The organism is Imtechella halotolerans (assembly GCF_028743515.2).
Classification (GTDB): Bacteria; Bacteroidota; Bacteroidia; order Flavobacteriales; family Flavobacteriaceae; genus Imtechella; species Imtechella halotolerans.
The window spans coordinates 2,736,460-2,760,240 of sequence record NZ_CP117969.2; the positions used below are offsets into that span (position 1 = coordinate 2,736,460).

General features: G+C 35.0%; 18 protein-coding genes. 6 read left to right on the top strand and 12 right to left on the bottom strand.

From position 1 onward, the window contains the following. Nucleotides 1–10 precede the first annotated feature (10 nt). From PT603_RS13775 to PT603_RS12205, 5 genes are read right to left on the bottom strand one after another with little or no spacing between them, the layout of a single operon-like run. The gene (locus PT603_RS13775; protein WP_008237284.1) at nt 11–346 is read right to left on the bottom strand and encodes a CidA/LrgA family protein; all 336 of its coding nucleotides are present in this window, start codon (nt 344–346) and stop codon (nt 11–13) included. Nucleotides 347–357: 11 nt separating this feature from the next. Beyond that, nucleotides 358–2,373, bottom strand: a complete 2,016-nt coding sequence (locus tag PT603_RS12190) for a family 20 glycosylhydrolase (RefSeq protein ID WP_008237316.1) — start codon at nt 2,371–2,373, stop codon at nt 358–360. Then, nucleotides 2,370–3,137 (bottom strand): creatininase family protein, encoded by a 768-nt coding sequence (locus PT603_RS12195; protein WP_008237318.1) that lies wholly within the window; start codon nt 3,135–3,137, stop codon nt 2,370–2,372. The genes PT603_RS12190 and PT603_RS12195 overlap by 4 nt, the downstream gene beginning before the upstream one ends. A 10-nt stretch (nt 3,138–3,147) precedes the next feature. Then, the gene (locus tag PT603_RS12200; protein WP_008237319.1) at nt 3,148–4,755 is read right to left on the bottom strand and encodes a sialidase family protein; all 1,608 of its coding nucleotides are present in this window, start codon (nt 4,753–4,755) and stop codon (nt 3,148–3,150) included. Further along, complete coding sequence (locus PT603_RS12205; RefSeq protein ID WP_008237320.1) at nt 4,752–5,921, bottom strand: n-acyl-d-glucosamine 2-epimerase; 1,170 nt, start codon at nt 5,919–5,921, stop codon at nt 4,752–4,754. Before PT603_RS12205 ends, PT603_RS12200 begins: the two co-directional genes overlap by 4 nt. Nucleotides 5,922–6,068: 147 nt before the next feature. On the opposite strand from PT603_RS12205, the gene PT603_RS12210 reads away from it, so the two are divergent. Next, complete coding sequence (locus PT603_RS12210; protein WP_040488586.1) at nt 6,069–6,788, top strand: FadR/GntR family transcriptional regulator; 720 nt, start codon at nt 6,069–6,071, stop codon at nt 6,786–6,788. A gap of 168 nt (nt 6,789–6,956) precedes the next feature. Here PT603_RS12210 and PT603_RS12215 read toward each other — a convergent pair whose 3' ends face one another. Both PT603_RS12215 and PT603_RS12220 read right to left on the bottom strand, forming a co-directional pair. Then, nucleotides 6,957–8,450 carry a RagB/SusD family nutrient uptake outer membrane protein gene (locus PT603_RS12215; RefSeq protein ID WP_008237323.1) on the bottom strand — a complete coding sequence of 498 codons (1,494 nt, stop codon included), beginning with the start codon at nt 8,448–8,450 and terminating at the stop codon, nt 6,957–6,959. 19 nt (nt 8,451–8,469) lie between these two features. Further along, nucleotides 8,470–11,730, bottom strand: a complete 3,261-nt coding sequence (locus PT603_RS12220; RefSeq protein ID WP_008237326.1) for a SusC/RagA family TonB-linked outer membrane protein — start codon at nt 11,728–11,730, stop codon at nt 8,470–8,472. Between the two features lie 228 nt (nt 11,731–11,958). Between PT603_RS12220 and PT603_RS12225 the strand changes: the two genes are divergently transcribed. From PT603_RS12225 to PT603_RS12240, 4 genes are all read left to right on the top strand, one after another. Next, entirely contained in the window at nt 11,959–14,658 is a 2,700-nt protein-coding gene (locus tag PT603_RS12225; RefSeq protein ID WP_008237328.1) for a sodium:solute symporter family protein, read from the top strand. Nucleotides 14,659–14,767: 109 nt separating this feature from the next. Continuing rightward, entirely contained in the window at nt 14,768–16,705 is a 1,938-nt protein-coding gene (gene nagB / locus PT603_RS12230) for a glucosamine-6-phosphate deaminase (RefSeq protein WP_008237329.1), read from the top strand. A 54-nt stretch (nt 16,706–16,759) separates the two neighbouring features. Then, on the top strand, nt 16,760–17,944 hold the full coding sequence (locus PT603_RS12235; RefSeq protein WP_008237332.1) for a hypothetical protein: 1,185 nt from the start codon (nt 16,760–16,762) through the stop codon (nt 17,942–17,944). Beyond that, entirely contained in the window at nt 17,931–18,437 is a 507-nt protein-coding gene (locus PT603_RS12240) for a nuclear transport factor 2 family protein (RefSeq protein ID WP_008237334.1), read from the top strand. The genes PT603_RS12235 and PT603_RS12240 overlap by 14 nt, the downstream gene beginning before the upstream one ends. 47 nt (nt 18,438–18,484) lie before the next feature. On the opposite strand, the gene PT603_RS12245 is transcribed toward PT603_RS12240, so the two are convergent. The 3 genes from PT603_RS12245 to PT603_RS12255 all read right to left on the bottom strand — a co-directional run bounded on the left by PT603_RS12245 (nt 18,485) and on the right by PT603_RS12255 (nt 22,333). Further along, nucleotides 18,485–19,168, bottom strand: coding sequence for a hypothetical protein (locus tag PT603_RS12245; protein WP_008237336.1), 684 nt, complete (start codon nt 19,166–19,168; stop codon nt 18,485–18,487). Nucleotides 19,169–19,244: 76 nt separating this feature from the next. Further along, complete coding sequence (locus PT603_RS12250; protein ID WP_008237337.1) at nt 19,245–20,054, bottom strand: NAD(P)-binding domain-containing protein; 810 nt, start codon at nt 20,052–20,054, stop codon at nt 19,245–19,247. Next, nucleotides 20,051–22,333, bottom strand: coding sequence for a M20/M25/M40 family metallo-hydrolase (locus PT603_RS12255; protein WP_008237338.1), 2,283 nt, complete (start codon nt 22,331–22,333; stop codon nt 20,051–20,053). Before PT603_RS12255 ends, PT603_RS12250 begins: the two co-directional genes overlap by 4 nt. A gap of 132 nt (nt 22,334–22,465) precedes the next feature. On the opposite strand from PT603_RS12255, the gene PT603_RS12260 reads away from it, so the two are divergent. Then, on the top strand, nt 22,466–22,930 hold the full coding sequence (locus tag PT603_RS12260) for a CBS domain-containing protein (RefSeq protein WP_008237339.1): 465 nt from the start codon (nt 22,466–22,468) through the stop codon (nt 22,928–22,930). On the opposite strand, the gene PT603_RS12265 is transcribed toward PT603_RS12260, so the two are convergent. Further along, complete coding sequence (locus PT603_RS12265) at nt 22,927–23,277, bottom strand: hypothetical protein (protein WP_008237340.1); 351 nt, start codon at nt 23,275–23,277, stop codon at nt 22,927–22,929. The genes PT603_RS12260 and PT603_RS12265 overlap by 4 nt on opposite strands. A gap of 2 nt (nt 23,278–23,279) precedes the next feature. After that, nucleotides 23,280–23,780 (bottom strand): DUF6265 family protein, encoded by a 501-nt coding sequence (locus PT603_RS12270; RefSeq protein WP_008237341.1) that lies wholly within the window; start codon nt 23,778–23,780, stop codon nt 23,280–23,282. Nucleotide 23,781 lies beyond the last annotated feature (1 nt).

Below are 23,781 nucleotides of genomic sequence, written 5' to 3' on the forward strand. Positions count from 1 at the left end.
TACAATGTATTCAACTTTTTTTCATTCGTTTAAAAACTAGAGCGACTATAAACATAGTTAGATAAGTACTAACAATAATCCCAATCATTAGTGGAAGTATATATGGTTTGATTTTGGGAATAAAAACCATAATTCCAACTCCAAATGGTATAAAAAAGAGGATAAGATGTTTTAAGAGAAATTCACTTGATCTATTTACCGATTCTATTTTTACAATTTTGAATTGTAATGCACAAAATAGAAGCAACATACCCACAATACTTCCTGACAGAGGAATGTTAAAAATATACTTAAGTAACTCTCCTAGAAACCAAAAGAATAATAAATATGTAAAAGATGGAAGCATTTATTTGAATATTACGGATGTATAAAGTTAAGACCTTCAGTTAAAAGCGGAGCAAAAGTAAACATCCAATTTTGATAGTCAGTGGTTCCCGGTATTTTGATTAACACAGTGTTAGTTCCCTTTGAAAGAGAAATGGCTACTGGTGGACGTGTCCAATACAATTCTTCAATTCTCCAAGGAATTTCTTGATCTTCTTTTGAACCCCATCCTTTAGTTTTTGAAGGTTTCCACCCTGGGTTTTCCCAATTAGGTGCAGGTAGTTTCTTCCCATTTATCCATATTTCTCCTCCACTGCTATCCCAACTTCCTTCCTTTGGAATTCCGTTATAGACTCTGTTAGCTCTATGGGGTGTTTCAAACCCGATCCAGAAAGGGACTATTTTATCCGTATCAGATTCGATTTTGGCAATTGCGTAGTACGTTTCTCCTGGCATAGCTTTAGTAAATACACCACCTTGTTGAAAACGATCTCGGATATATACACTATTGCCACTGACTGTTTTAAATGGCATTTTTTTAAAGTTATTTAGGTTGTTATCTAAGGAATCGGTTAATGTGGTCTTAAACGGTCCATATAAACTCCAAGAAGTCTCTGCTTGTTTGGAATACTGAAATGGTAAATTATTGAAATAGCGATCTTTATGATGTAATAGATACGTTTCGAAAATACTAAAATACTTATTTTCATCAGTACCGATCGTTGGAACTTGTGTTATATAATTTCGTGAAGCACTAGTTATATCAGCAGTCCAAGTTTTCCATGCATAAGTTAGTAGTGAAGGATATACTGGATTTTGTTGAAATGCATCAGTAGATGACTCAAGATTAACATCAGGCCAAAGACATAAAATCCCTCCTAGAACTGTGTTCTTTGACTCAGATCCAATGGGTTTAAAGAAAAGATTTGAAATGTGTATGTATGGTTCTCCATTATTTATATAACTATTCCATGAATCTATTTCGCGATATCCTTGTTTTTTTTGTGGTTTGTCCTCCCACGTTTGTCGAATTACTTGATTGTCGGCAGGGAGTCCTGGGTTCCAAATAATAATTTCCCTTTCATTCGCTCTGCAGAGGGAAATTATTTCCTTCATAAATCCTTCAGGATTTGGAATTTTAACTTCATCAGATCCAATATGTATTGTTGGGCAGAGTTCTTTAGGTATTTCTGTAAAAAATTCTACTAAAATTTCTTTTAGAATTTTTAATCCTTCTTTGGATTCCATTTTAAAGCCTGTACTTGTTACAAATGACTCGCTGTGCCCTGGCATATCTATCTCAGGAATTACCTGAATTTGTTTCTGCTTGGCATAATGAATAAGATCTCTAATTTCTTCATATGTATAGTACATTCCTGGATCTCTTGTTTCAATATGATTCTTGGCTGCTGTGAGTTCAGGATATTTTTTACTTTCTATTCTCCACGCTGGATTGTCAGTGAGATGCCAATGAAATGTATTCATTTTATAGCGAGCCATGATATCCAATTGTTGTTTAAGTATTGATATACTTTGGAAATTTCTACCAACATCTATCATAAATCCTCTAAGTGGAAAGATGGGATAATCTTCGATTGTGCAATACTGAATATAAGGGATTCCGTTAATGTTTTTAATAAGTTGTTTTAATGTTTGAAATGCATAGAAAAGTCCAGCATCATCTCCGAATCCTACGGTAATAGAATTACTAATCACCTTTAGTGTATAACCTTCTGAAGGTAAATTAGGGTTTTTGGTAATTTGTAATGGTATGGAGGTAGGAATGTTGGTGTATTCAATATGGGCCTCATGAAGTATTGATATAAGCTCATTTTTAATGGGTTTTATAAGAAATTCTTCATTTACTAAGTGGACTGATTTCAATTTTAAGTAACCTTTATTCCAATTTACATGTTGCGGAAATGGAATTAATTTTACAGGGGCTTCTGCTAATTTTTCTGATGAAAATTTAGACTGAAAGGAGGTAGTTTGTCCAGTAACATGAAAAACACAAAACAATATGGTGATTAAAATGAGAAAGTTTTTCATAAGTCTTTGTATAGGTTAGATAGATCTGTGTTGGATAGTTGGATAATAAAATCGGCAATGGCTTGTGTTGTTTTTTCGAAAAAGATTTTTCCTTTTTCAGGAGTAGCCTTTATGGGATTGCCAACACCTGTATCTTGCGAAATAGATGGCCAGTGACGTTGAGCAATTACCCAGCCTTCTTGTAATCCTTTGATACTAAATTGTTTTGTAAATCCATTTCCTGCTTCTTCAATCGGTAACATAAGTCTTGGTGTAATAAATTGAATCATGGAGGTCTCTAATTCTCCAGCGTGGTCTCCAGGTTCGTCAAAGACCTCGTTTGCGTTGGAAGCATTCCACCAATTTGTGGCTGCAATAAAGACCTTCGGATATTTAAGGCTTAATTCTCTAATTAATGGTTTAAAATCATTTCCACCGTGCGCATTTATAATTAAGAGCTTGTTGATGTTATGGTAATCAAGAACATGTGTAATGTCTGAAAGTACAGCTAGCTGGGTCGACGGATTCATATTCATGCATAACTTTACATCTATTTGGCCTGTGTTTACTCCATAGGGGATTGCCGGTAAAACAATGCAACGAGAACCTTGCTCCCAAGCCTGTTTAGCAGCCTGAGCAGCTATAGCATCGGCTAGCAAGGTATCTGTTGCGTAGGGAAGATGGTAATTGTGAACTTCAGTAGCGCCCCAAGGTAGAATAGCTAAATCGAAATTGGATTCTTTGACTGTTTTCCATGTGGTTTCTGATAGAATATAGGGACGCATTTTTACTTTTTTAAGGGTTAATTAGGTCAGTTATTGGTATTTTCTGAAAGTAAAGATCTCTAACACCTTCATAAATAATACCTATATGATTATCATCAATGATCGTTAGGCAAGAATAGCCAAAACCATTTGGACCATATAAATTAACTTGGTTTTGTTCCGGCCATGAGTTACCATTATCAAAACTTGTTTTAATTGTTATGTTGGTTCTACTATTGAATGAGTTTGGATTAGAAAAGAACAGAATTCTTCCTTTTGTGGGATGATCAAATGCAACGATACTGGCCATACAATTAGGTTCAGTCAATGCGATTCGTGATGTTGGATGAGCTGTCCAGCTCTCTCCCATATCTTTAGTGATATAGATAGCGCGTCCGTGAAACTCATCTCTAAGATGACTTGCCTGATTATTTCTGTCATCACGCATATTTAACATTAAGCTGCCGTCAGAAAGTTCCACCACTTGTGCTTCTGTTGTATGTGTCTTTGCGCCTGTTCCTACACTCCAGTTGGCACCGTGATCCGTACTGTAAACAATAGTAGAATGGGGTACACCATTTTGATCTCTATATTGTGCAGGAAAAACAAGTGTTCCATTTTTCATACTAATCCCCATACCGGGTCCATTAAAAAATAGTCTCCACTTGGGATTTTTTATTTGAGAAGTGATATTAATTGGTTCAGACCAAGTAAGACCATCATCTTCACTTTTAACTAATACAAATTGTCCAGTTTCTTCTGGAGTCATTCCTGATTTGGAGGAATTCCATGCGTGTGTGCCAGGAAATCCATGAATCCATAATGCGGCTACCCAAATTGTATTGGTCTTTTTATCAATAAGTATTGCAGGGTCTCCAATCCCATTTTCATTTTGGGGTTTTCCGCCAAATGTACCCATATCCATAATGGCCTTCATTGGTTCCCAGGTTTGACCGCCATCGGTACTTCTACTCATACCTACATCCACATGACCTTGAAGATCGGATGATTTTTCATAACGATTGTCATACACCGCAATTAGTGTCCCTTTGTTTGTAGTTGCTATTCCTGGAATGCGGTAGGTGTTAACGTTGTCTTGATCTTTAACTCTGAGTTTGTGAGCAATACGTTGTCCATTGGACTTGTTTGAAATTTTAATTTGAGTTGTTTTCCCTTTTGAAAAAGAAAATGCTCCATTATTGATTTTGATGATGTTCGTAAGATCCGGGTTATTAATTAACGAGATACTCAAATAAAAATAATGTATTCCTTTAGAAAGTTTTAAATTTCCAGATATTTTGCTTGTTGAACCTTTAACTTGTATTTTACCAAAGGATGATTTTGTCTTAAACGAATTGTCAGTCGAGTAGAATAATTCCAATTGTTTAATGTCATTAACATTTTTGGTGCCAAGTAAATCAAGTGAAACCGAACGCAAGTTTGTTTCTTGATACATGGTAACTGCAATTTCAAGTAAGATGTTTTCCTTTTCATTGTCCCAAATAGGGATCATAGGTTGGGAAGCAGTAATTGTCGCTAATTCATTAGCTAGTTCATGGTTAATTTTTGTATTGGAATAACCAAAATGGGATGTTATTCCCGTTGCTATTAGTAAGCAAGTAATTAAGATATTTTTCATAGGGTAGGGTTTAATTTTTCAATTTCTTCAAATGTTTTCCAGCATTGATATAGAGCTCTTGGTACATGAAAGCACCCTTTCCATTTTCCACCTTTTAAAGTAAGTAAAGGATCTCCCTGTCTATTAAGGTATCCATACCACTCACCGTGTTCAGGGTCAGGGAAATGTTTCCATGTATATTGATGCACTTTCTTGTACCAATTCCAAATGATTGGATTTTGAGTGTGTAAATAAGCCTTGGATAACGCTACAAGGGTTTCAAGATGTACCCACCAGAGTTTTTGATCCCATTCTAATTGTTGAGGAGGATTTCCTTTTGCGTCCATAAAATAGAATATTCCGCCATATGTTTTGTCCCAACTGTAGTCTAAAATTGCTATTATAGTGTCACTAGCTGTTTTAATTAATGAAGTGTCATTAATTCGAACTCCAATGTCTATCATAAACCACATGGCCTCTATTCCATGGCCTGGGTTAAGTAAACGACCATTAAAACTGTCTTCTAAAGAGCCGTCTAATTTTACATTCTCATAAATGATTCCACTTTTTTCATCTCTAAAGACATGCATTACTTCATGAATGCTTTTATCAATAGTTTCTTCTATCTCTTCCGGTGTAATAATTTCTTCTAGTTCTAAAACCAAATTGGATAAAATCATGGGTAAAGAAAATCCTTTTAATGGCCTGGTATTAGTGTTTTTTTCATAAATACCTTTTGGATTGTCTTTTTTTCTCAGAATATTAAAGTAAGTGCTTTTAGCTAGTTGTATATATTCCTCTTTCCCTGTAGCTTTGGCATATTGACTAAATGCCATAGCTGCAAAGCAATCAGAGAAAATGTTGTAAGGTTGTACTAAAGGTTGACCTTCTCTAGTTAGGGAAAAATAGAAATCACCTTTAGAATCCATGGCTTTGGTTTTGAGAAAATCAATTCCTAAGGTAGCCATTTCAAGCCACTTCTGATTGGGATCAACCTGATTGTAAAGCATTGAAAAAAGCCAAGCTTCACGCCCTTGAAGCCATGTGAATTTGTCCGTGTCGTAAACACTGCCATCTCTTTTAAGGCATGTAAAATAGCCTCCATATTTGGTATCAGGAGAGTGTTGTAGCCAAAAGGGTACTACGTTATTAAGTAAGGAGTTTTTGTAAAGTTGGCTATTTTTCATATTAATATGTTATACATAATACAAATATAAAAAAATATTTGTATATTCGAAGTTGAGTGTGTTAAAATGAGAATTTGGAATTATACTCAACAACCTAGCCTAAGTTTTTTATTTTTATACTTTTGTACCCAAGAAGATACGCCAAAAATGAAAGCCAAATTAGAAAAAATAGAACCTATAGATAACCTATCATTGGTTGATAAAGTAGAAGCGCGTATACTCGCTTTTTTCAAAGAAAATGGACTCCGTCCTGGTGATGCAATTCCAAAGGAATTAGAATTTGCAGAATCACTTGGAGTAAGCAGAACTGTTGTAAGGGAAGCTTTACTTCGCTTGCGAACTTTAGGATTAGTTGAATCTAAGAAGCATAGAGGTATGATTCTTACTCAGCCTGATGTTGTTGGTAGTTTTGAACGAGTGCTCGATCCTACTATATTGGATGAATCAACTTTGAAAAATCTATTTGAACTGCGTCTAATTCTTGAGATGGGAATGGCTGATTTTCTATTTGAAAGGAAAACTCAAAAGGACATGGACGAGTTAGAAGAAATAGTCACTTTTGAAGAAGATAATGTAAATAATGAGTCATTTTTTTCTCTAGATAAGGAAATTGCCTTTCATGGAAAGCTTTATCAAATGTCAAACAATGAAACCTTGCAAAAATTTCACAAATTATTGTTGCCGGTTTTTGAATTTGTACATCGTGAAACTTCTGAAGAATGGCGACAATTTAAGTACTCATCAGGTAAGTTTGTTACCCATCGTATGCTTATGGATAATATAAAAGTTGGAACGCCAGAAACATTTAGAAACGCTATGCGTAATCATTTGGAGCCTCATTTTGTGCGTACTTTTAAGAAGGCTTAATTGTAACAACTATTTTAAATATAAAAATGCCGTTTTCAATGACGGCATTTTTCATAAGAGAAACCCCCGCTTCTTTTTTAGGAGTCGGGGGTTTTTCAAGAATACTATAACTAATTTAAATGTGAAGAAAAGAAAGCATGATAAACATAGGTATTCTTGATTTTATTGTTAGTTCTCATAGCCTTCAGTTTGCTCAAGAATGGGATCTTTTGCAATCATACTTTCGGATATAGGGTAATATATTTTATGTGAGTCAGATGCGTTTAAAGTTGGAATTTCATCATAAACATAATTACCACCGGCTCGTACTAAATCCCACCAACGTTTACCTTCTCCAATAAATTCCTTTAATCGTTCATTTAAAATGTGATTAGTGTTTTCAGTTTTGGAGCCATTAGTGAATTGGTACCCTGGGAAATTTGCGCCATATGCTCTTTGTCTAACTGCATTAATTTCCGCTGATGGATCCTCATTAAGGTGATTTTTGGCTTCTGCCAATAATAATAGGACATCTGCATAACGGTAAATGGGGATATTGTTATAATTTTCACGCAACCCGTCACTGCCTACATTTCCTAGAAACTTTGTAAGGATAGCACCAACATAACCATTATTGTCAAATGGAATGTGTCCTGCATTATTTGTGTAAATACGGATAAAATTTCCTCTTCGAGCATCATTTGTGTCGTCAATTAGACTTAATATTTTTTCAGAAGGTCCATATCTATTACCGCCGTTTACGACAAAATCAATTAATGTTGTGCCATTGGCATCCCATAACCCACCTGTTGTTTCGTTATGAATGTCGACAGCTCTCGATGTGAAGTTAGAATAGAAATTACTGGCTTGTCCTCTTTGGTAGTCAATTGTAAATATAAATTCATTGTTAGACTCATTATCGGCTCCCCATAAGTTAGTATATGGGACTAATGAGAATCCAGATATTGATTCTAATGCTATTTTGGCTTGCAGAAAGTCTGTTTCTCCTGAACCTAAAACCACTCCTGACCATAAGTATGCTTCCCCTTTTAAGGTTAATGTTGCCGCCTTTGACCAATAGATTTTTGTATTTAGCCATAGATTATTGTCATTTCCAAAATAGTCTAACGATTGTTCTAGATCTGACTTGATTTGTGTCATCACTTCTGTTTTTGGTGAACGTGGTTTTTGTAAGGCTAATATATCTACTCCATTAATAGGTTCTGTTGTAATAGGTATATCGCCCCAAGCTTTTAGCATGGAAAAATAAATATAGGCTCTGATTCCATAAACTTGGCCTAGAAGGTGATTCTTTTCATTTTCATTTTTGAATGTTACTTTTGGGGCATTTTTTATGAAATCATTAATGTAGTGCATTAATTTGTAAAATTGTGCCCAATCTGTAAAAGGAGCATTGCTAACGTTGATATTATTATCAATTAAATTTAAGTCAGATGGGCTTTCTAAGGTCGGCCCTCCCCAAATATCAGAACGTAATTCTCCCATTCTCCATAAAGTGTAGTTATAGTTTCTGATAGTACTATAAATACCAACATGAGCTGAGCGTACAGCCTCTTCTGTATCCCAAAATCCATTATATGTAAGCGAACTTTCAGGTTTTAAATCTATATCACATCCTATGAATAGAATAAAAGATGTTATTATTAAAATATACTTTTTCATCTGCTTTGATTTTTAACGATTAGAATGTTAAACTAAGCCCAAGTGTAAATGTTTTAGGCAAAGGAAATCTACCGATATCTCTTCCAATATATTGCCCTTCATTTGGGTTGTCGGATAAAGCGGGTTCAGGAGAACTTCCGGTAAATTTTGTAAAATACTTCAAATTCGATCCAGTTATGTAAAGTCTTATAGTGTTGAAATAGTTATTAAGAAGCTCGTCATTAAGTGTGTAGCTCAATGTTACTTCTCTTAATGCCAAGTAATCCCCTTTTTCCCAAAGTCTTGAACTTCCTGATGTTAAGGAACCTTGATCACCACCACCAGCTAAATGATTGCGTTGCTGATCAACTAAATCAAATCTTGGTATATTTGAGGTAGTGTTTTCTGGTGTCCAAGAATCACGAATTTCAATTGGTCCGTTTTGATTGCCTTGAGTTTGAGCTATTCCTTTTATTCTACGTCCATTGGCTAGGTAGTGCCCTACAGCATAGTCTGTTTTTACATAAAGGTTAAAGTTTTTGATAGAAAGGTCAGAAGTTAATCCTCCTATGAAATCTGGAGTTGTCCTACCAATTACAACGCGGTCACGGTAATCAATTATGTTATCTCCATTTAGGTCTTTCCAGCGAGAATCTCCTAGAAATCTGGTATCCTTTCGATAAGCAAAATCTACAATTCTGCCAGCATCTGCGTCAATCTGGTCTTGTGTTTGATAGACACCATCAAAAACATAGGCTGTAATAAGGTCATAACCATTACGCTTGCCTTCTTGAAGACCTCCAACATATTTAGTTTCTCCTGTTGCCGGGTCATATATTTCCGTCCCATCTTGCCTATTGTTAGTTACTCCATTATTTGGAAGTGTTTTAGCGTAATTTTTTACAGTAAAAAATGTACCGCCAATATTCCATTTTATGTCGTCATTGGCAATTGCTTTCACGTTAAATTCTAATTCTAATCCCTTATTACGTAATGTGCCGTTATTTGTTGTAATACTAGTAAAGCCAGTCCAAAGTGGTAATGTTAAATTGGAGTGTTTATCTATAACATCTCTTATAAAATAGTCCGCTATAATTGTAGCTCTATTGTTAAATAATCCAAGGTCTACCCCAAAATTAAGGGTTGTCGATCGCTCCCATTTTAAATCCAATAAAGGTAATCCTGTATTTGCATATCCTGTTTGGGAATTGTAAACTTGCATCTGTCCATAAACTCCATAAGTTCCGAAGTTTGAAAGCGTTTCAATATTACCATTTACACCATAGCTGATACGTGGTTTTAAGCTGTTAATAAATTGATTAATAGAAGACTCCTTGTAAAATGATTCGTTATGAACATTCCATCCGGAAGATATGCCGGGGAAGAAATCATATTTTTCATTACCTAATCGGGAGGTTCCATCCTTTCTAAAAGTCAAGCCAAATAAGTACTTATTATCAAAATCGTAATTGAGTTGCCCAAAATATGAGTTAATGGCGTAAGAAGTCTTACTTGATGATGGAAGGTTTTCAATTTCCGGGCCAACATTCATAGTGTATATAAGATCTGTTGGCGAAAGACGAGTTGAAGCATTTAAGTTGAAACGATTCTCTCTAAAGTATTCATGACCAACTAAAGCGTTTAGATTATGTTTGTTTAGGAAATTCTTTTTATAACTAATGACTGATGTTATCTGATTTCTTAATATTCTGTCGTAATTCGCAAAAGCCACTCGGGCGGTATTTAAGGATCCAGAATTTAGATAAGCTTTGTTAAAACCTTCGTCTGTATTATTAACTGAAAAGTAACTTCCACGAACCATATAGTTGAAATTTGGTAAAAATTTCCAATCGAACTGGACGGAAGATGTAATTCTCTGTTCTAAATTTGTTCTTACAAATTTATCTCTATAATAGAGAGGGTTTCCAAAGCCGAGATAAGTGCCGGGTTGTAATTCATTAGAGAGGCTTCCATCAAGATTGTTATTGTAAATTCTAGAAGTTGGTGCTATACCGGCATTACGTTGGAAAATATTATAAATATTGTCAAATGGTTTGTTGAAATTTGAATGTGCATAAACAATGTTCGCTGTGGATTTGAAATTATCAGTTATATTGTATGAAGCAGACAGAGTTCCTGAATAGCGCTTAAAATGCGAGCCAAATACCAAGCCTTTATCATCTAAGTAGCCTAATCCTAAGTAGTAATTTCCTTTGTCATTTCCGCCATCAAAAGATAGGGTATAATCATTTGTATAGCTGTTTTGATAGATTAAATCAGACATTTTATTTTCTTGGAAAATAAGTGCTGTGCCTGGGTTAACTGGGTCATCAATAGTTTGCCAACCAGGGTAGTTTAGTAAATGTCGGTTGGAATCATTCAGTATCATTGTGGTATAAATCGAATTAGTTGTATTATTTCCTGTAGCGGCTGCGTTATTGCCTGTTAGGAATTGATTTAGCCAGTTTGTACCTCTTACCATTTGAGAGTTTTTTACGGCCATACGGTTGAATTTCACGTAATCAGCCGCCCCTAAATATTGCATAGGATCTTCTCTCCTTTTGTTAATGCTAAGTTTGCTCTTGAAACTTATGTTTGACCTACCAGATTTTCCTTTTTTAGTTGAAATGAGAACTACTCCATTAGCTGCTCTCGCTCCATATATAGCTGTTGAAGCAGCATCTTTTAGGACTTCTATTGATTCTATGTCATCAGAGTTTAAAGCAAAGAAACTACCAGGTACCCCATCTATAAGAATTAGGGGAGATCCATTTCCTCCCCATTGTGTACCTCCTCTTAGAACAAGAACAGGTGTCGCTCCAGGTTGTCCTGTTGATTGTGTAACCTGTAAACCTGCAATTGTACCTTGAAGTGATGTTGCTACATTAGAACGGCTTGCACTCTCGAGTACTTTGGTGTTTAGTTTTGAAACAGATGTAGCCATAGTATTTCTTTGTTGTGTGGCGTAACCGGTTACTACTACCTCATCTAAAGCATTGAATTCTTCCTGTAGTATTACATTAATAATGGTTTGGTTTTCTACAAGGATGTTTTGTGTTGCAAATCCAACGAAGCTAATAATTAGTGTTGCTCCTTTTGGGGCTTCAATTGAAAAGTTTCCGTCGAAATCGGTTTGGGTCCCTTTAGAAGTTCCTTTTATGAGGATGGTGGCGCCCATCAAAGGAATTTGGTCTGAAGCCGAAGTGACTGTGCCGGTAATTATCCTATCCTGTGCATTTCCTATTAAGGGAATCCATAGGAGTAGTACCGTCATTGCGTACATGATGTAACTCTTTTTCATGACTAGTGTTGTTTTTGGATTAGTTAATTAATTGTATTATGTATAACATAAATCAAATGTATTAAAAAAAATATTAAATCCAATAAAAATTATTATTTCACAGTTATTTAGGTATTTACTTGAGTGATATTATGGTATTTTTACTGTATAAAATAGAGCTATTGGCAATATGTCATACATATTAATTTTTTTTTATATTTTTACAGCAAACATAAATTTCTGCTTATCATGATGTTTAGAAGATTGGTTTTCAGTGTAGCTATTCTGTTGTTATCTTCCGGGTTTTTAGTAGCTCAAGAAGGAAGAACTTTAATTTCGTGGGAAAATAGGGCTTCATTGCCAACAGATCTTGGGATTAATGGAGCCTTCATTGGGCAACATAATGGCGTAATATTAATTGCAGGAGGTGCCAATTTTCCAAATAAACCTGTGTGGGAGGGGGGGCAAAAACAATGGTATAATACTATTTATGCACTTAGTAAAGACGGAAAAGGTAATTGGGAAGTAATTAGTTCCGTTCAAAAGTTGCCTAAACCACTTGCCTATGGTGTGGCAGTGAGTACGCTACATGGCGTACTATGTGTTGGAGGTGAATCTGTGGATGGATTTTCTAATGCTGCATTTTTGTTGAAATGGGATTCTAAGACTAAACAGGTTAAGATACAATTATTGCCAGAAATGCCATATCCACTTGCTCATATGGGAGGTGACGTGGTCGGTGATAAATTATATCTTGTTGGTGGTCAGAAGAAACCAGGAGGTAATTCAACGGATTCATTTCTTTCTTTAACATTATCTTCTGATCTTGAAACACATGCATATCGTTGGGAAAAATTAGTCAACTTTGAAGGTGCTCCACGAATTCAACCTGTGGTAGTTTCACAAAATGATGGTAAAGAAGATTTATTATATGTTTTTAGTGGAGCTAAAGTGGATCCAAATACCAAGCCTTCTTATGAAATGTTAACTGATGTCTATGCATATAGTAGCAAAAAGAAACAGTGGTTTAAAAAAAATCCAATTCCAAATAATGAAACTCCAGGCATAACCGGTGGCTATGTTGCTGCTGCTCCTGCATATAAGACAGGTGATGCTCATATAGTCATATTAGGTGGTGCAGGAGGGCCAAAACAATATTTATATGAACGATTAGCTATTGAGGACCAGATATCACAAATAGATGATCAACAAAAGGAAAACATAACTTCTCTACGTAATAAACAAAATGAGCTTTTAAAGAAAACTTCCTTTTCAAATACTGTTTGGGCATATCACACTATTACCGATACTTGGGTAAAGAGAGGGGATCTACCTTTTGAAACCCCAGTTGTTACTACGGCCATAATGTATAAAAATGAAGTAGTTCTCGCCGGAGGAGAAGTTAGCCCAGGTGTTCGTACCAATGCCATTTATGTGGGTCATATAGATCCCTATAAACCTTCTTTTGGATGGGCGAATTATTTAACTTTGGGAGTGTATTTAAGTCTGATGATTCTAATGGGTTGGTATTTTTCCAGAAGAAACAAAAGTACAGATGATTATTTTTTAGGAGGAGGGCGTATACCATGGTGGGCAGCAGGTTTGAGTATATATGCAACCATGTTGAGTGCCATTACATATTTATCACAACCTGCATTAGCATATGCCTTCGATTGGCAGGCATATTTAGGGTATTTTACTGTTTTACTTATTGTACCAATTGTCATTACATTTTACCTGCCTTTTTTTAGAAGATTAAAAATAACTACAGCTTATGAGTATTTAGAAAAACGATTCCACATAGTTGTCCGGGTTTTTGGTAGCGCATCATTCGTGTTGTTTCAATTAGCTCGAATGGGTATAGTTGTTTATTTGCCAGCATTAGCCATATCCACTGTTACAGGAATCGATATTTATATGGCAATTATCCTTATGGGTTTATTGGCAATTCTTTATACAGTAATGGGGGGTATTGAAGCTGTAATTTGGACGGATGTGATTCAAGTTATTGTCTTAATAGCTGGGTTGATCATTGGATTAATATATATAGGGACCTCAATAGGTGATGTTGGTTATATTTTCGAAACAGCTTGGAAAGACAGTAAGCTTCAACTTTTTGATTTTCGACTTAGTTCAACAGAGGTAGTTACTTGGTCACTTTTTTTAGGATCATTTGCATTAAATTTTGCTCCATATACAACGGATCAAGCTGTTGTGCAGAGGTATTTAACAACTTCTGATGAAAAACAAGCACGAAAAAGTATTTGGATGAATGGAATAATTACAATTCCAGCGGGATTATTGATATTTTCAATGGGAACATTTTTATATGTTTATTTTAAAGAACATCCTGATTTTCTTTCAGTAGGAATGCAAAATGACGGTGTTTTTCCATTGTTTATTGCTGATCATTTACCACCAGGTATAGCTGGTTTAGTTATTGCGGGAATTTATTCGGCTTCCATGTCAAGTTTGGATAGCAGTATGCACAGTATTTCTACAGTTTTTACTGTTGATTATTTTAAGCGATTTTCTTCTAAATACTCAGAGATAAAAGGACTTAAGATTGCTAAGTGGGTGACTATAGTAGTAGGTATTTTAGGTACAGGTATTGCTTGTTTAATGGCAACTTATCCGGTAACATCTCTTTTCTTCTTTTTTCAAGAAGTGGTTGGACTTTTTGGGAGTGCTTTAGCCGGAATTTTTATCCTCGGAATTTTTCTTAAAAGGTCAAATTGGGTGGGGGCTCTTTCTGGAGCGTTAATGAGTGTAATTGTACTGATATTTATTAAATATTACACCCCTTTAAACTTCTATATATATCCTTTGATTGCCATTCCTGTTTGTGTGATAGGTGGATATATAATTAGTTTAATTACACCTCAATTCCGTACGCCAACTGAGGGTTTGGTGTATGGTAAGCATCTAAAAAATAAGAGTAGTGAATAATATCGGAAAATATAAATATTATAGTACCTTAGCATTTGAAAACTATATGCACTAAAAAACAATTATTTCGAAATATATAGATTAGGAAACGAAAACAACACATATTACCATGAATCATTCCATAACCGATGCTATTAAGCGCATTAGTTTTCAAAAGGCTGGATTGTTTGAAGAAACGCGATTCGAAAAAGTTCATAACATCATTTTTAATGATGCATACGAGGCTTCTATCGTAGTTGCACATGAAATCGCACAACTTATCCGTCAAAAGCAAGTTGAAAATAAACCTTGTATTTTGGGCCTAGCAACAGGCTCTTCTCCAACTAAAGTCTATGAAGAATTAGTCCGCTTGCACAAAGAAGAAGGACTTAGTTTTTACAATGTAATTACCTTTAATTTAGATGAGTATTATCCTATGTCCAAGGAAAGTGTTCATAGTTATTGGTACTTTATGCATGAGCATCTTTTTAACCATATCGATATTCCATCTAAAAATATTAATATTCCTGATGGGATGATAGCTCAGGATGAAGTGATCCAATATTGTTTGGATTATGATCGGAAAATAGAAGAAGTTGGTGGGCTGGATTTTCAATTATTAGGCATAGGAAGAACAGGTCACATAGGTTTTAACGAGCCTGGTTCTCACCAGAATTCAGGAACACGTATTATTACTTTGGACCATGTTACAAGGGCCGATGCTGCTCCTTCTTTTTTAGGGTTGAGCAATGTTCCAAAACGTGCTATAACCATGGGGATACAAACAGTACGTAAATCGAAAAGAATTGTATTGCTTGCTTGGGGGCAAAATAAAGCAGAGATTATTAAGGAAACTGTGGAAGGTGAGGTGTCTTCTGAGGTGCCAGCAACCTACCTTCAAGAGCACAATAACACAACATTTGTATTAGATAATGGCGCTGCTTCTCAACTTACTAGGGTAAAAACACCTTGGTTGGTTAGTGACTGTGTCTGGGACGAAGAGCTTAAAGGTAGAGCTATAGTATGGCTTTGTGAACGTTTGAATAAATCTATTCTGAGTTTAACAGATAAGGATTACAATGATAATGGAATGTCTAGCCTTTTAGCATTGGGCGGATCTGCTTATCAATTAAATGTTCAAATGTTTAATAAGTTGCAACATACCATTACTGGTTGGCCAGGAGGAAAACCCAATGCAGATGATTCTTCAAGACCTGAACGTGAGTATCCGCACCAAAAAAGAGTACTTATTTTCAGTCCGCATCCTGATGATGATGTAATTTCAATGGGAGGAACATTTGATAGATTAGTTGAGCAAGGTCATATTGTTCATGTTGCGTATCAAACCTCCGGAAACATTGCGGTTTCAGATCATGAAGCATTAAAGTTTGCTGAAGTTTCAAAAGATATGGCACAAGGAGAGAACTGTTCATTTCTAAATGAAATTATCAACCAGCTAACGAATAAGAGTGAAAATGAAATTGACTCGCCCGAAGTACGTCGTTTAAAAGGACTTATTAGAAAAGGTGAATCCTTGGCTGCAACACGTTTTGAGGGAGTACCTGATAACCAAGTTCATTTTTTAAACTTACCGTTTTATGAAACTGGGACTATTAAAAAGAATCCACTTGGAGAAGCCGATATTCAGATTCTTTGTGATATAATAGAAGAGGTACAACCTCATCAGATATATGCCGCAGGTGATTTAGCAGATCCACATGGGACTCATAAAGTTTGTTTGGATGGTATATTTGCAGCAATTGAGCGCTTAAAAATCCAACCTTTTATGAAGGAATGTTGGGTATGGCTTTATAGAGGAGCTTGGCACGAATGGGATATACATGAAATTGAGATGGCAGTTCCAATGAGTCCTGATCAGGTACTAAAAAAACGTCAGGCTATATTCTTCCATCAATCTCAAAAAGATGGCGTAATGTTTCAAGGAGATGATTTACGTGAATTTTGGCAACGTGCCGAAGATCGTAATAGGGAAACTGCTCAGAAGTACAGGATGCTTGGGCTTGCCGAGTATGCTGCTCTAGAGGCCTTCCGCCGTTACCACTTCTAACATATCGTATTTTAAAAACAATAAGTGCTATCTTTGAAATCTAAAAACCTTTATATGGTCAATGCGATTTTGAAGAAAGCACTTGTTTTTTTTATTCCTATAATACTAATTGCTTGTGAAAGTAAATCCACTGGTGAAACTAGAGATGTAAAGCGGGAACCTAAGACTATTGATTTGCCTCAGTTCCAGATGGTCGGAATGACTGATTCTCTCACAAAACTAGTATCCAATTGGCCAGAGTTTAAAGAACTTCAAACGACCTTAGCATTTATTGGACCTGGATTTGAACAAAAGGATCGAAAACCTAAACCAGTATATATTACTGAAAAAGACAGGGAGGTTACATACAAACAATTTTCAATAGATGCAGCTGAATTCTCTAAAAGTGATGCAGAAGCAACTTTAGATGTAAGAGAAGCGACTGAAGGATATAATACTATTTATCAATTGAAAAGTCTAGGGGCTACTGAATATCCACATATTTATTGGACAGAGAATCTAAAAGGGGGAATAGAGTATCAGCTTTCATGTTACGTTAAGGCGGCTACAGCTACCGAAGCTTCTTTGAGATATGCTCATACTGTTTTACCTGAGATAGCAGGGACTCAAACTTTCGATTTGAATAAAGGTGAAATCCTTAATGACGTAATAATAGGTAAAATTACTCCTTTGGCCACTGATTGGAAAAAAATCACTATTCGCTTCTTTGTTGAAGAGGACGGTCGGTTTTTATTACAATTAGCACCCAAAACTAATAGTTTTAATACCGATTATATTTATTTCTATAATTTTCAATTAGAGGCTCCAGGTTCTACTATTGGTCAATTACGTTTAATGGATGAAGGGGTTGATATAGAGAAGAAAAAATCGTTGGTGGTTAAAAGTTCATACGAGGGATTATATTATCTTTTAATTGATGTTGAGAGTGCGATAATTAATTTAGAAAAATCAATTGCCACAGATAATTTAAATGCACCTGCAGTACATAGTAGAATGGTTTTACTCTCTACGTATGTTAAAGAATTACGTGACGGAGTTGCTAACAACCAACATATAAGTAAAAAAGAAATATTATCTGAATTAAAGAAAATTGAGACGGCATATAACCAAATGATTATTCAAATGAATAGTTTGGTTAATGATAATATAGATCAATATCTTAAAGAGATTGGGGAGCCTGTTATTGATTCGGCTGATGGAAGTAAACCAATAAAAAATCCATTATATGAAGAAAATTAAATTTTTAGCACTTTTTTGGTTCTTTTTATCGACTAACTCTTGGGGTCAAAATGAAGCTATTGAGGCGATTAATAATGTGATAGATTCATGGCATAAAGCTGCTTCTGTTGCTGATTTTGACTCGTATTTTTCACACATGACTCAGGATGGTGTCTTTCTAGGGACTGATGCAACTGAAAATTGGCAAAATCAAGAATTTAGAACCTTTTCTAAACCTTATTTTGATAAAGGAAAAGCTTGGAGTTTTACTTCTTTAGAGCGAAATATATACGTAGATCAAGGAGGAGAACTAGCATGGTTTGATGAGTTATTAGATACTCAAATGAAGTTATGTAGGGGATCAGGTGTTTTAAAAAAGATTGATGGAAATTGGAAAATAGCACATTATGTCCTCTCAATTGCAATTCCTAATGATACTATTTCAGAAGTAATCCAACTTAAAAAGGATAATGATGAAAAACTAACTTCCATCTTAAAATCCAAAAAGCAATAAATAAATAATCCCGAAGTAAGATTCGGGATTATTTATTGTAAGGATAACTACATTTCAGCTTTTCGGTTTAATAAAGCTTGACGAATAGTTTTTGCAAGATTAAAATCAGGAGCAAGAACGATGGCTTCTTTGACCAATGCCAAGGCTTCATCTACCTTGGTTTGATCTTTATTAAACACTGTCAAACCTTTCATATAAGTAAATGCCGCTTTTGCAGGAACTTGATATGGATTTTGCGTTTCGTAAAATGCAATCATATCTTCTTCTTTGCAGTTTGCTAACCCATACTCTACAGATTTAGTAGCCTCTTCATACTTTCCAGCTTGAATTTGAAGGTCTACCATCTCGTATGCAACATAAATATCAGGATACTTCTGGAATAAAAGTTCATATTGTTCAAGGGAGCGTTCAGCTTGATTAACTGATTTTAAAGAAGCCGCTTTCACTTCCAAGGCTAATTTAGACGCGTTTGCATCCTTTTCAATGCCTAATACATTTAACGCAGGAATGTATTGGTTTCCTGAAAAATATAAATATGCAAGGGTGTCTTTACGAGCCTGGTTAGGCTGTAAAATAGTAAGATGAGTTAATGCATTGATGGATCCTTGCAAGTCTCCCTGCATCCTCATTTGCTTGTAAAAAGCTTCGTAATGTTTTATTAATACATCATTGGATTGAGCTTGCAAGCTAAATCCTCCCATCATCACAATAAGAAATAAAACTTTTTTCATTTTAGGTTATTTATATGTTGAGGTGCCAAATCTATTAAAATAATTCTAGTAATCTCTAAATGAATAGCTAAAGATTTTAAAGTAAGTGCGAAAAAGTGAAGTTAAGTTCGGTAGTAACTTTAGATGAGGATACGAATTTACCTAGTGAAGGACCGTTTTCTTCAAAATGAGGTAAGGCTATGGATCTGTCAAGCGCAGCATTAGTGTAGTAATTCCTCTTGGAAGGATGCCAGGGGTAAACTACATTGAAGATTTCACCCCATTTTTTATCCCGAATAATTGCTTTTATTATATCAATTACGTCATAATGATGAACTAGATTAATAGGACTTTGAGGGCTCTTGATTTCTGTCTTTCCACTTAGGTGTTTTATAGGGTGCCTATGTTCTCCGATTAGGCCCCCTAAACGAATAATCGTGGTTAATTGGCTTAAGTTGTCGTTTTGTATAAAAAGAGATTCTGCCTCAAGAAGTTGTTTCCCGTTTATTGAATCAGAAAGCATAGCTGTATTTTCAGTTATTACTGGAAATGTTACTGAATCAGCGTAAACAGAAGTTGAACTAGCAAAAAGAATTTTCGGTAATTTATTAGTTGGCAGCTCATTTATTAAGTAAGCTATTTTACTAGAGTAATTTTCATTAGGGGATTTACGAAGAGCTGGTGGGATGTTAATAATAAGTATATCAAGATCTTTAAGAAATGTGTTCAGATCTCCTGTAATACCTTCTTGACTTAAGCATACTATAAAGGCTTCGATACCAGCTTCTTTTAGAGTTGATAGTTTTTCTTCTGATGTAGTGGTGCCTCGTACGCTAAATCCATCAGCCAAAAGTTTTTGGGCTAATGGGAAACCAAGCCATCCACAGCCTAATATTCCTATTTTCAAAATTGTACTGTTTTTGTAATTATTATAGCATCATTGAGAACGAAAGGCATTGGAATGCTATTTTTTGGACGTTTAGGGATGCTGAATAGTTCATGATTAAGTAAATTATTAGAAGCTTCCATTAGGGTAATCTCAAGCTTTTCGTTCGAGGGTATAACCAATTCTAATAAAGTGGGCTCATTTGTGCTAATATAGTGGGTAACTAAACGTGATTTTCGATTGGGGTCATTTAGAAAGTCTTTAGATAAAGGTACTGAATTTACTGTCGCATCATGTATTGTAATATTATTTGTATAAACTTCCAATCTATTTACATTTCGTTGTGGCTCAATAGCTATGGAAAGGTATTTTTTGTTGCCTATTATGGTGTCCTTTTGGGTACGAATCAAAGGTGATTTAATTTCTTTTATTGGAGCTTTAGTTATATATGAAAATCCAGTTTTATATTTACTACTCAAGGTTGTTCCTATAGCACTGTCAACAGATGTTTTCTTGTCTGTTATGTACTGTTCATTCCATGGGTCAAGTATTGTATTGTAAGTAAGCCAATAGGCCTTCTGGGTATCTGCATTTAAAAGATACACTAAACTACTAGGCCAAGGTCGATCAATGGTAAAGTTGGCCATTGAGTGCGCTTTGATAATAAAGGCTGTAGCAATAATTAGTAGTAGTCCTGATAATTCTTTTTTTCTCTTATATTCCCCAAAAACAGGTATTAATAATCCAAAAATTAGTACTACAAAAATACAACTTGCCACCAACATCTTTAAACCTAATCCAACAGGAAACATTTGGACCATAGGAGTAAATAATGAAATTAATGGAATACTCAATAGCACGGCCCAAATATAATTTGGTTTTTTATCGATCAATTTAATGTAGAGTATAACAAGGGCTGCAATAACAGGAATGATAAAGAAAGCTGCACCCGGAAGTTTCCAAGCCATCAGAGATGCAATGATTAACCATACAAATAGTGGTGCAATCATCAAATTAGTAGTGCTGATTGTCTTTGTTTTATGATATCCATAGAAGCATAGTGCAGTAGTAAGTAAGAAAAATGAAATGATGTATTCATATCCGTTGTATGTAAATCCATGAAGGATGTCATTGTATTGTGGATAGATGTATAGAAGTATTTTCCAACCATAATATCCAAGTAGGCCGCCTATAAGAAGCATAGAAAGGAAAACGATAAATCCCTTACCAATAGAAGTCCATTGAAGCTTCTTTTTGCGAATGCCATAGATTAAGAGGACTGTGAAAAGTAATGTGGAAAGTAACAACATTGGTATTATCCAACTGAAGGGATAGGTGACTAATTTAAAAAAGGGAATATTGAAATAGATATAATCTTCATTGGAATCAAGATGACTTAAATCAACATTGCTAAAATAGTTTACCAATGACATGAAATAGGTTCCTTGATGCGCTAGCGTGTTAGGATCCATTCTATTAGGGGTGTCCATTTTGGTATGGTAATCGAAATGATCATCAATAAAAGCAAAATTGAATCCATTAATATGGCCCTCTTCTCTAAAAACCGTGAGATCTGTATCGTTTGGGAGCATTTTATAAATGCTATACATCATTGAGTTGGCTACTGGAAAAGGAGGGGAAGCCTCATTAAAAGCCTTGATTAGTTTGGCATTTCCTTGGTTGGTTTCAACAAGCATATAACTTGGTCCACCACTACCTCGAGCTTCAAAATTAAGAACTAATCCAACATTTTTTGCCCATGGATGATTATTGACAAAAAGCTGAGCACCATTTAATCCAAGTTCTTCTGCGTCAGTAAACAGAATGATGATGTCATTTTTAGGGATAATGTTTTCTGTGAGGTACGCTCTGATTCCTTCAAGAATGGTGGCAACACCACTAGCGGCATCACTTGCGCCTAAAGAAGAATGTGGGTTACTATCATAGTGAGAAAGGAGGAGTAGAGCTTTTCCAGAATCCTGACCTTTAATGCGTGATATTATGTTAGTAGCCTTACTTAAATTACCCCAATCTCCAGCGCTATATCCTTCCTGTAATTGGGATTCAAGTCCTAGATTTTGTAAAGCTTTTTCGAGATAGTTGATAACCTCTTTATGTGCAGGAGCACCTACAAAATGTGGTTTTTCAGCCATATTTCGAACATGTTCAGTGGCTTTTGTTACTGAGAATTGATTTGCCTTTTTAGGGACATTTACCTGTTGCGGCATCATGAAGTAAAAGCTAGCATATATTATTCCTGCTATTAGTAGGAGAGAGAAAACTTGCTTTGATACACTCATAATTTAATACTGTTTTGGTTGAATTGACATAAAAGTACTACTTCTTTTTAAGTAGATTTAATTTATTTTAAAAATTGATTCTAATTAATTAAAAATGAGTAACTTTAAGAAGTTTCGTTAAAAGCAAGTGTTATGGGAATTATCAATTTTCAAGGAGAAAGAGAAGATCAGAAAAAGAAATTTAATGAACCTATTTCTGTTCGTGATCATATGACTACAAAGCTTGTGACCCTTAAGCCTGATCAATCACTTATTGAAGTGATTAATTTGTTTATGGAGAACAAAATTACTGGTGCACCAGTTGTGGATGTAGCTGGACGGTTAGTTGGTATTATATCAGACAGTGATTGTATGAAACAAATTTCTGAGGGAAGATATTTTAATATGCCAATAGCTAATATGCGTGTGGCTGATTATATGACTAAGGAAGTACAAACAATTGATCCTGACAAAACCATTTTTGATGCAGCGGCCGAATTTTTTAAAACACATCATCGCAGGTTTCCTGTTATTGAAGATGGAGAACTTATTGGTCAGATAAGCAGAAAGGATGTTATGTTAGCTGCTCTTAAAATGTCCAGCCAAAACTGGTATTAACGTTCTCTGCGTACTATCATAAAATAATCATTATCCAGCATAAGGTAGCCTAAATCATACACGAAATGATAAATATTTCCAGTTTTGGTTTTATATTGGTTAGTGAAATATTCAAAGTCGAATCCTTTGTCTAATAGACGCATTTTTGTAGTTCTAGTTTTGTCTTCTGGATTAAGTTCGCTGAGAATTTTATAATTCTTTTTAAGTTTATTATTAATATTTCGGATTAAGTTTTTACTATCCTTATGTAGGTTGTTATTATAGGCGTTTCTGCAATAGTCATTACAGAATTTTTTATCGGCTCTACCGACAATTTTTTCGCCACATTCAAGGCATTTTTTATCCATCACTATTCTTTTTTATAGTTGAAGGCTATTTCTTTATGGCTTCCGTCTTTCTGTTTAAACAATACATAAACATTCATTTCATTGTGATTTACTTTTTCAAACGTAAAGTTTTCAAAATACACAGCGTTTGGAGTAATAGATACTAAAGCAGATTTTATAGATTCATCTTTGCTTTCCCAACCTCTAAAGTTACTATCGAAGTGTTTTAATTGAAACAATAATGATTCTTCTGTTTGTGTAATGGCACCAAGCTCATAAAAACTTACTTTATCATTTTTGACCAGTTTAAAAGCAAACATCATAGAATCGCCTAATGGGTTACTCCAGATTTCTTCTATATGTCCTCCCAAAGCCTCTCCTTTCCAATAACCAGCAATCCAAGCGACCTCTTGTAAAGTAGCCTTAGCAGGTAATTCTCCTTCTTTGAGTTTTTTTATATTCTGCCCCATACTGTTTATAGGAAGAAAGATTAGAATATAAATAAAGTATACATAGTTTCTCATG

Coding starts and splice junctions, on each gene's coding strand:
- PT603_RS12240 (WP_008237334.1), top strand. CDS start 17,931: ATGAAGAAAATTAAATTTTTAGCACTTTTTTGGTTCTTTTTATCGACT.
- PT603_RS12220 (WP_008237326.1), bottom strand. CDS start 11,730: ATGAAAAAGAGTTACATCATGTACGCAATGACGGTACTACTCCTATGG.
- PT603_RS13775 (WP_008237284.1), bottom strand. CDS start 346: ATGCTTCCATCTTTTACATATTTATTATTCTTTTGGTTTCTAGGAGAG.
- PT603_RS12215 (WP_008237323.1), bottom strand. CDS start 8,450: ATGAAAAAGTATATTTTAATAATAACATCTTTTATTCTATTCATAGGA.
- PT603_RS12235 (WP_008237332.1), top strand. CDS start 16,760: ATGGTCAATGCGATTTTGAAGAAAGCACTTGTTTTTTTTATTCCTATA.
- PT603_RS12270 (WP_008237341.1), bottom strand. CDS start 23,780: ATGAGAAACTATGTATACTTTATTTATATTCTAATCTTTCTTCCTATA.
- PT603_RS12210 (WP_040488586.1), top strand. CDS start 6,069: ATGAAAGCCAAATTAGAAAAAATAGAACCTATAGATAACCTATCATTG.
- nagB (WP_008237329.1), top strand. CDS start 14,768: ATGAATCATTCCATAACCGATGCTATTAAGCGCATTAGTTTTCAAAAG.
- PT603_RS12260 (WP_008237339.1), top strand. CDS start 22,466: ATGGGAATTATCAATTTTCAAGGAGAAAGAGAAGATCAGAAAAAGAAA.
- PT603_RS12255 (WP_008237338.1), bottom strand. CDS start 22,333: ATGAGTGTATCAAAGCAAGTTTTCTCTCTCCTACTAATAGCAGGAATA.
- PT603_RS12190 (WP_008237316.1), bottom strand. CDS start 2,373: ATGAAAAACTTTCTCATTTTAATCACCATATTGTTTTGTGTTTTTCAT.
- PT603_RS12225 (WP_008237328.1), top strand. CDS start 11,959: ATGATGTTTAGAAGATTGGTTTTCAGTGTAGCTATTCTGTTGTTATCT.
- PT603_RS12265 (WP_008237340.1), bottom strand. CDS start 23,277: ATGGATAAAAAATGCCTTGAATGTGGCGAAAAAATTGTCGGTAGAGCC.
- PT603_RS12245 (WP_008237336.1), bottom strand. CDS start 19,168: ATGAAAAAAGTTTTATTTCTTATTGTGATGATGGGAGGATTTAGCTTG.
- PT603_RS12205 (WP_008237320.1), bottom strand. CDS start 5,921: ATGAAAAATAGCCAACTTTACAAAAACTCCTTACTTAATAACGTAGTA.
- PT603_RS12200 (WP_008237319.1), bottom strand. CDS start 4,755: ATGAAAAATATCTTAATTACTTGCTTACTAATAGCAACGGGAATAACA.
- PT603_RS12195 (WP_008237318.1), bottom strand. CDS start 3,137: ATGCGTCCCTATATTCTATCAGAAACCACATGGAAAACAGTCAAAGAA.